Annotated in this window: 6 protein-coding genes, 2 tRNA genes and 1 pseudogene; 8 read left to right on the top strand and 1 reads right to left on the bottom strand. The window is 62.5% G+C overall.

What is annotated here, in order from left to right:
- Positions 1-221: 221 nt before the first annotated feature.
- From AC1DCM_RS26370 to AC1DCM_RS26335, 8 genes are all read left to right on the top strand, one after another.
- On the top strand, positions 222-1,043 hold the full coding sequence (locus AC1DCM_RS26370; protein ID WP_477520302.1) for an MBL fold metallo-hydrolase: 822 nt from the start codon (positions 222-224) through the stop codon (positions 1,041-1,043).
- 39 nt (positions 1,044-1,082) lie between these two features.
- On the top strand, positions 1,083-1,859 hold the full coding sequence (locus tag AC1DCM_RS26365; RefSeq protein WP_442003923.1) for a fumarylacetoacetate hydrolase family protein: 777 nt from the start codon (positions 1,083-1,085) through the stop codon (positions 1,857-1,859).
- A gap of 120 nt (positions 1,860-1,979) precedes the next feature.
- The gene (gene gltX / locus AC1DCM_RS26360; protein ID WP_477520301.1) at positions 1,980-3,500 is read left to right on the top strand and encodes a glutamate--tRNA ligase; all 1,521 of its coding nucleotides are present in this window, start codon (positions 1,980-1,982) and stop codon (positions 3,498-3,500) included.
- Positions 3,501-3,512: 12 nt separating this feature from the next.
- The gene (locus AC1DCM_RS26355; protein ID WP_442003925.1) at positions 3,513-4,241 is read left to right on the top strand and encodes an HAD family hydrolase; all 729 of its coding nucleotides are present in this window, start codon (positions 3,513-3,515) and stop codon (positions 4,239-4,241) included.
- A 137-nt stretch (positions 4,242-4,378) separates the two neighbouring features.
- Positions 4,379-4,450, top strand: a tRNA-Gln gene (locus AC1DCM_RS26350).
- A gap of 127 nt (positions 4,451-4,577) precedes the next feature.
- A tRNA-Glu gene (locus AC1DCM_RS26345) sits at positions 4,578-4,650 on the top strand.
- A gap of 133 nt (positions 4,651-4,783) precedes the next feature.
- Positions 4,784-6,583 carry a dynamin family protein gene (locus tag AC1DCM_RS26340; RefSeq protein ID WP_477520300.1) on the top strand — a complete coding sequence of 600 codons (1,800 nt, stop codon included), beginning with the start codon at positions 4,784-4,786 and terminating at the stop codon, positions 6,581-6,583.
- Positions 6,580-8,199, top strand: a complete 1,620-nt coding sequence (locus AC1DCM_RS26335; protein WP_477520299.1) for a GTPase — start codon at positions 6,580-6,582, stop codon at positions 8,197-8,199. Before AC1DCM_RS26340 ends, AC1DCM_RS26335 begins: the two co-directional genes overlap by 4 nt.
- A 32-nt stretch (positions 8,200-8,231) precedes the next feature.
- On the opposite strand, the pseudogene AC1DCM_RS26330 reads toward AC1DCM_RS26335, so the two are convergent.
- Positions 8,232-8,758: pseudogene (locus AC1DCM_RS26330) on the bottom strand (transposase); the annotation flags it as partial.

Below are 8,758 nucleotides of genomic sequence, written 5' to 3'. Positions count from 1 at the left end.
CCTTCCTCGTCCCGTACGGCTGCAAATAGTACTCATGCATGAACTCACGGATCTCTTCACGCGTAAAACCCTTGTTATCAACGGCCATCGCCGGCTCCTTCACTCAACAGCTAATGAATGACTCACAACCAGCTTGACGATGAGGGAACATCGCCGGAAAAGGCCCCGGATGTGAGAGAGGATCGGAAGTGGTGCAAGATGGGACAGTGACTTCAGAATCAATGGAGACTTCCAACGACTCACCTGCCGGCGACTACACCTCTTCACGTGCCGGCGCCTCTGCGCTGCAACGGAGCAGCGGCCTCACCCGCTTCCGGCTGGCACCAAATCCCGGCCCGATGAGCCTGGATGGCACCAACTCGTACATCATCGGCACCGCCGATTCCGGCCACGTTGCGGTGGTGGATCCTGGCCCGGAAGACGAAGGGCACTTGGCCGAGCTGGCAGCGTCAGGCGTGGTGGACGTCGTGCTTATTACGCACCGGCACGCTGACCACACAGCCGCGTCAGCCAGGTTCCATGAACTGACAGGTGCTCCGGTCAGGGCTGCTGCCGCGGAGTACTGCCACGGCGGAGATCCCCTCGTGGACGGCGAAGTCCTCCACGCCGGCGGAGTGGAGATCCGTGTCCTGGCAACGCCTGGCCACACATCGGATTCCCTCTGCTTCCATCTCCCCGCAGACGGTCCCGCAGGCTCCGTCCTCACCGGTGACACCATCCTGGGCCGCGGCACCACGGTGCTGGACTACCCCGATGGCCGCTTGGGCGATTACCTCGCCAGTCTGGACCGACTCGAATCGCTGGGCCCGGCTACGCTCCTTCCCGCCCATGGCCCGGTGCTCGCTGCCTTGGACGCGAAATGCCGCGAGTACCGCGAACATCGCCACCAGCGGCTCGACCAGATCCGGGCTGCCCTTGCACAGCTCGGCCAGGACGCGCCGATTGCCGCAGTCACGGATGCGGTGTATCCCGACGTCGACCATTCCGTCAGATGGGCGGCTGAGACTTCGGTTGCGGCGCAGTTGGATTACCTTCGAAGCTAGCGGGCAAACGCCCAAGCGCTGGACGGTAGGCTTGAGCCCATGCGTATCGCCCGGTTTGTAGTTGATTCTGATCCCCTTTATGGCGTTGTTGAAGGCGAGCCCGGCAGTGAGGAAATCACTGTCATCAACGGCGACCCCTTCTTCAATGGCGTCGAACGTACTCACACGAAGCACAAGCTTGAGGATGTGCGGCTCCTTGCGCCGATCATTCCGCGGAGCAAGGTGATCGGCGTTGGACGTAACTTTGCCGAGCATGCTGCTGAGCTGGGCAACGAGGTTCCGCAGCATCCATTGCTCTTCCTCAAGCCGAACACCTCGGTCATCGGGCCAAACGATCCGATCGTCCTCCCGGAGTTCTCCGATGAAGTCTCCTTCGAAGCGGAGCTTTGCGTCATCATCGGCCGTATCTGCAAGGACGTCCCTGAGGAACGTGCTGACGACGTCATTTTTGGTTACACCTGCGGAAACGACCTCACTGCCCGGGACGTCCAGAAAACGGATCTTCAGTGGGCCCGTGCCAAGGGCTTTGACACCTCTGCTCCGCTGGGCCCGTGGATCGAAACCGATCTCGACCACGAGGACTTGTCCATTCAAGGCCGACTCAACGGTGAACTCCGTCAGGATGGCAGCACCAGCCAGATGATCCGGGGCGTGCGCGAGCTCGTCTCGATTGTTTCGCACGCGTTCACCCTGCTTCCGGGCGACGTCATCATGACGGGAACCCCGGCCGGTGTCGGCCTGGTCAGCGAGGGCGACCGCTTCGAAGTGGAGATCGAAGGCATCGGGCGTTTGTCCAACCCGGTGGTTCGCCGCTAGCGGCCGGAGCAGAGCATAAGCCCGACGGCGGCACGAGCCTTTCGCACGGAAGGCGCGGGCCGTCGTCGGGCCCTTCCTGCGGGGAACAGGGCCTATATCAAGCGGTAAAGTTGAAGCACTATGACTACTGCTTCTGCGTCCAGCGCTGCCTCCAGCGCCATCCCTGCCGTCAACGCCGAGACTCCAGTCCGCGTTCGTTTCTGCCCGTCGCCTACGGGAACGCCGCACGTTGGCCTGATCCGGACCGCCCTGTTCAACTGGGCTTACGCGCGCCACACCGGTGGCAAGCTGATCTTCCGCATCGAGGACACCGACTCTGCCCGCGACAGCGAGGAGAGCTACCACCAGCTGCTGGATGCCCTCAAGTGGCTCGGCATCGACTGGGATGAGGGCGTCGAGGTAGGCGGGCCGCACGAGCCGTACCGCCAGTCACAGCGCGGAGACATCTACCAGGACGTCATCGCCAAGCTCAAGGCCGGGGGACACGTCTACGAGTCCTACTCCACGCCGGACGAGATCGAAGCCCGCCACCGGGCAGCTGGCCGCGACCCCAAACTTGGCTATGACGGCTTCGACCGCCACCTGACCGAGGAACAGCTTGCCCAGTTCAAGGCCGAAGGCCGGGAAGCCGTGCTGCGCCTTCGCATGCCGGACGAGGACCTGACCTTCAACGATCTCGTCCGCGGCGAGATTACTTTCAAGGCGGGCTCCGTTCCCGACTTTGCAGTGGTTCGTGCCAATGGTGCTCCGCTGTACACGCTGGTGAACCCGGTTGACGATGCCCTCATGGGCATCACGCACGTGCTTCGCGGGGAGGACCTCCTGAGCTCCACCCCCCGGCAGATCGCGCTGTATCGGGCGCTCTACGCCATCGGAGTGGCGGAGTACATGCCGGAGTTCGGTCACCTGCCCTACGTCATGGGCCAGGGAAACAAGAAGCTTTCCAAGCGGGATCCAGAATCCAGCCTCTTCCTGCACCGCGAGCGTGGCTTCATCCCTGAAGGCCTGCTCAACTACCTTTCCCTGCTGGGCTGGTCCTTGAGTGCGGACGAGGATATCTTCACCGTTGAGCAGCTTGTGGCTAACTTCGACATCCACGATGTCCTGGGTAACCCCGCGCGCTTCGACCTCAAGAAAGCCGAGGCCATCAACGGGACCCATGTTCGCCTGCTCGAGCCGGAGGATTTCAAGCAGCGTCTGGTCCCGTACCTCCGTGCCGCAGGTTTCGTGGGGGAGATCCTCACCACTCGTCAGGAGGAGATCCTCGCTGAGGCGGCTCCGCTGGTTCAGGAGCGTATTACCCTGCTCGGTGAAGCTCCCGAGATGCTGGCCTTCCTGTTCAAAGCCGACGACGCGATTGATGTCGCGGATGACGCCCGCAAGGGGTTGCCGGAGAACCTGCAGGAAGTGCTTGACGCGGCACTTGCTGCGCTGGAGCCCATAGAGGAGTGGACGGCTGAGAACATTCAGACGGCGCTCAAGCAGGCCTTGGTCGAGGACCTTGGCATTAAGCCCCGCGCTGCCTTTGGGCCGGTGCGTACCGCTATTTCAGGCCGACGCATTTCTCCGCCGCTGTTCGAGTCAATGGTGATCCTGGGTAAGGATTCCTCGTTGGCCCGCGTTCGCGCGTTCCGGGGCTAGGCGGCAAAGGTCATGGCTATTGCAAGCTCCTTCGGAACTATCCGCGGTGTTCTGTTCGACATCGACGACACCTTGGTGGACCTTGAGTACGCCATGACAACGGCTCTGCGTGATGTCAGCGAACATCTCCTGCCCGGCCTTGACCAGGCCGGGTGGGTGAAGTTCGGCCGTATCTTCACCCACGAAACAACGCATTTCTATGACCGCTACCTTGCTGGGGAATTGACGTTCAATGAGCAACGCCTTTTGAGGGGCCGGGCAGCCTTGGGCCACTTTGGCGTGGAGCTCGGAGACGGTGAGGAATCGCAGTCGTGGGTTGCTGAGTACCATCAGCGGCAGACTGCCTATGTGCGCGCTTTCGACGACGTCGCTGGCGTGCTCGATGCGCTTGACGATGCGGACATTCCGTATGGCGCCGTCAGCAATAACGTTCACGACTACCAGCGGGCAAAGTTGGATGGGGCGGGCTTGTCCAGGATCAAGATCCTTGTAGGAACGGATACGGTGGGCGTGCCGAAGCCGGATCCTGCCATCTACCTGGAGGGCGTGCGGCTGCTGGGGACAGAACCCGGCGAAACACTCTATGTCGGGGACAACCGGCTTCTTGACGCCGATGGCGCGACGGCGGCCGGCCTGATTGGCGTCTGGCTGAACAGGACCGGCGAAGAGGTCGAAGGGTTCGATGGGCGTCAGGTGGATTCGTTGTCGAGACTGCTCGTTACGGCACCCTCGGCAGCCTGACATCCATGTGATGCAGGTAACGGCCCGGCGATTTGTGCAGGTGACAAGACTCCGGTAGAGTCATTACTCGTGCTGAGGGGCACGGAGGAAAAAGCCAAGGGAAACCACGGCGACGAACTCCGGTCCGAAAGTCACTTTGGGATATGGTGTAATTGGCAACACTACGGTTTCTGGTACCGTCATTCTAGGTTCGAGTCCTGGTATCCCAGCTCTGAAATTCCGCGTTATTGCAGCGGAAAATCGGAATTCCACATCGCATAGTCGATTTGGAAGAGAGCTGAAAGTATGAAATACTCATTCAGCTTGTTCGCCGGAAACGGCGACAAAAAAGTGCAAGGCCCCATCGTATAGCGGCCTAGTACGCCGCCCTCTCACGGCGGTAACGCGGGTTCGAATCCCGCTGGGGTCACAAACAATTCCCCCGGAACTTCGGTTCCGGGGGAATTCTTGGTTTAAGCGCATTTTGTCCTATAACCCGACATTCACAGTAAGTCGAACCCCGGCTGACCCGCTGACAGTCTGCGGGCTGGCATGATGATGCTGTGACCGCACATGAAGAGCCGCCAAGAGCAGGGGTCAGTCCTGTCACCAGTAAAGCCCAGGCTGATGCTGTCAACACCCTTGAAGCTGCGCGGACGGAACTTGCCGGCGTTGCGTTGCCCCTCGCCCTGCCCGACGCCGAAGAGGGGCGCCACTGGATCAGGGAGACCCTGGCACAGCTCGACGACTACGTGATTCCCCGATACCGCAGCCTGGACGCTCCGCTGCTGGCCGTCGTCGGCGGTTCCACTGGTGCCGGTAAGTCGACGCTGGTCAATGCCCTTGTGGGTTACCCGGTGACACGCGCCGGGGCCATCAGGCCCACGACGCGCCAGCCCATCCTCCTTCACCACCCGCAGGACACGGAGTGGTTTGAGGGCCAGCGCATACTTCCCAACCTGGACCGGGTCAGGGGCCGAGTGTCCGCGGATCCGCTGCCTGCACGTCGAGCCGGTGTCACACCGGATGCCCAGTCGATTGCCTCGCTGGTGCTCCTGGCACACGATCAGGTACCTCGGGGCATCGCGATTCTGGATGCGCCCGACGTCGACTCGATTTCAGATGACAACCGAAGGCTCGCAGGCCAGTTGCTGGCCGCGGCCGACCTTTGGGTGTTCGTGACCACGGCCAACAGATACGCCGACGCCGTCCCGTGGCGCCTGCTCCTGGATGCGGCGGCGCGGGACATCACGGTCGCCGTGGTGCTGGACCGCGTGCCACAGGCAGCCGAGGAAGAAGTCAGGACGGACCTTAAGGCAATGTTGGACCGCCAGGGACTGGCTGGTGCGGAACTCTTCGTGGTGCAGGAAAGCGATTTGGACGATTTGGGAATGCTGCCGGCCGAAGCTGTCAGCGGCTTGCGTCTTTGGCTTGCGAATCTGGCGGCGGATGCCGCCGGGCGAGCGGAGGTCGCGCGCCGCACGCTCAATGGTGCCGTTAACGCCGTGAGTAACCGGTTTGAACGTATTGCAGCTGCGGCTGCGGCCCAGGATGCTGCGGCCCACGAGCTGCGCTCCGTCTGCGTTCACGAATACGACGACGCCCTACTGCGCATTCTGGAAGCAACCAAGGACGGTGCGCTGCTCCGCGGGGAAGTGCTCGCTCGATGGCAGGATTTTGTGGGCACGGGTGAATTCTTCCGTGCGCTGGAGCAAAACATAGGGCGCATGCGGGACCGGGTGGGAGCATTCTTCAGAGGTGAACCAGCCCCGGCTGTGAAAGTCGAGACCGCGATCGAAACAGGTTTGCAAGCCGTGATTCTTGATGAGGCCGCCAATGCCGCAGAAAACGTGGACCGGCGCTGGCGCTCGGATACGGCAGGCCGCCAGCTCCTGGGTGTGGCAGACCTTTCCGGCACCAGTCCTGGCTTTGACGCGAAGGCCGCTGGCGCCATCCGTTCCTGGCAGGAGGGACTCATGGAACTGATCCGCACCCAGGGCCAGGAAAAACGCACCCAGGCCCGTTGGCTCTCCTTCGGCGTGAACGGGCTCGGCGCAGCGCTGATGGTGGTGGTTTTCTCCATGACTGCCGGTTTGACCGGATTGGAGCTAGGCATTGCCGGTGGAACGGCCGTTGTTGGACAGAAGCTGCTTGAAGCTGTCTTCGGTGAAGATGCCGTGCGTCGGCTGGCCCAGCAGGCCAGGGCCGATCTCCATACGTACTGCCAGCGCCTTCTCGACGAGGAGCGGGGCAGGTTCCTCGGCCGGCTGGAGGCCACTGGTCTTGACGCTGACACCGTGCATAGCGGCATGGACCTCCACCGCCACGCCAAGTCCCTCCGCCGCTTGGCTGGGGCCGCATGAGCCGGCACAGCCAAGTCCGGGAATCGTCTCAACTCCAGCGGCGGCTTGAAGCGCTGAATACAGCACGCGAACTGGCCGAAGGGGTGCTGCCCGAGCAGGAACTGGATTCGGTGTATGAAGTCCTTGAACGGGCCACGTCCAGACGCTCGTTGTCGGCAGGGCACACGGTGGTGGGCTTTTTCGGGGCCACAGGAAGTGGCAAGTCATCCTTGTTCAATGCCGTTTCCAGCAGCAATCTCGCAACCGCGGCAGCCCGTCGGCCCACGACGTCCGCGCCGTTGGCAGGAATCTGGGGCGAGGAAGGCAGTGGGCCGTTGCTGGACTGGCTCGGTGTGCAGGAGCGGCACAGCCTGCCTGGGATGCCCGGCCTGGCCACTGCGGAGAGCGGCCTGATCCTGCTGGACCTTCCCGACTTTGACTCAACGAAAGTGGAGAACCGGGAGGTAGTCCAGCGAATGGTCGGGATGGTGGACGTCCTGGTCTGGGTGCTGGACCCACAGAAGTATGCAGATGCCGCGGTGCACAACGACTTCCTGCGCCCGATGGCCACCCATGGAGCAGTCACCCTTGTTGTCTTGAACCAAATAGATAAGCTCGATCACGCCGACACCGCTGATGTGCTTCATTCCCTGAAAGGCATCCTGCAGCGCGACGGTCTGGATAATGTTCGGGTCCTGGGCGCCTCAGCCCTGACTGGCGACGGCGTCGACGCCGTCCGTAGTGCTATCAGGGACGTCGTGGTCCAGCGGGAGGCCGCGACTAAGCGCCTGGCTGCCGACGTCGCCAAGTCTGCTGCGGAACTGGCCCAGGTGTCAGGCAACGGCGAGGCCCGCGGCGTCAAGGCAAACACCAAAGCCAAACTCGCGAATGAATTGTCGACGGCGGCCAACGTACCTCTGGTGGTTGACGCGGTGGCGCGATCCTTCAAAAGGGAATCGGCGCGCAGGACTGGATGGCCCGTGACGCGCTGGTTGCTGCGCTTCTGGCCTGATCCCCTGCGGAGGCTGAACCTGGGCAGGCAGGACGCCAGGCCCGAGCTCAACCGGACTTCCTTGCCGGTGGCGGGCGCACCCGAACGTGCGAGGACAGATGCCGCGGTGCGTGATTTTGTGGATGAGGCTTCGGAAGGCGCTCCGGGTCCGTGGCGGGCGTCCATCCGTGGTGTGGCCAGAGAAGGCCGCGAGCACCTGCCGGATGCCCTGGACCAAGCCATCGCCGGGACGGATCTCAAAACGTCAAAACGCCCGTTCTGGTGGTTGTTGTTCAACACACTTCAATGGATCGCGCTTCTCCTGGCAGTCGGTGGCCTTGGCTGGCTTGGGGTCCTGGCTGCGCTCGGCTATTTCCAAATGCCCGTTCCGGAGGTCCCGCGGACCCAGGGATGGCCCTGGCCAACATTAATGGTTGCCAGTGGTGTGGTTCTGGGTATTGTTCTGGCGATCTTCGGCAGAGTCATCGGCGGCTGGGCGGCACGCATGCGCGCCAAGGGCGCGGCCAAGCGACTGAAAGCAGCAATAGCAGGCGTAGCTGAGCAGCGCATCGTGGAACCGGTAGAGGTGGAGATTGCGCGCTTGGCCGCATTCAACGCGGCATTAAAAACCGCGCGCGCAGGATAGGGATACATCTAGATGATTAAGTCCTATTGGATTTAGTGGTCGTAGGCGATGAGCGAGCGCTTGCGGGGCGCGTTGATGCGCCAGTTATGCCAGATGCCTGCGGCGAGGGCGAGGAGTCTGGCTGCCACCCGGGCGTAGACGCCGGCCATGGTCCGTCCGCCGTGTTCTTCGAGGCCGAGTTGGCCCTTGAGGGTGTCGAAGACGGATTCAATCCATTGTCGGATGCCGCCGAGTTTGCCGAAGCGGGGTTTCTCGTCCTTGCGGTCCGGGCGGATCAGGTGCGCGCCGAGGTCCTCGGTGATGAACCGTTCGAAGTCGCGGCCGGCGAAGCCTTTGCCCCGAGGATGACCTGCCCGGCCCGGATGAGTTGGTGGTCGTGTTCGAGTAGGGCCTGGGTGACCTCGCGTTCGCCGATCTTCGGGTTCGCCAGGCCCCAGATCACGGGCATGCCGTCAGGGGTGCTGATCAGGTAGAGACGCAGGCCCCAGAAGAACCGGGAGTGGGAGGCACAGTAGCCGTAGCCGGCGTGCCCGGACGGGTCGGAGCGTTTGACGGTTTC

This window comes from Paenarthrobacter sp. 10N417 (assembly GCF_056394745.1).
Note: the sequence above shows the minus strand (reverse complement) of the source record. Positions and strands in the feature narration are given on the sequence as shown.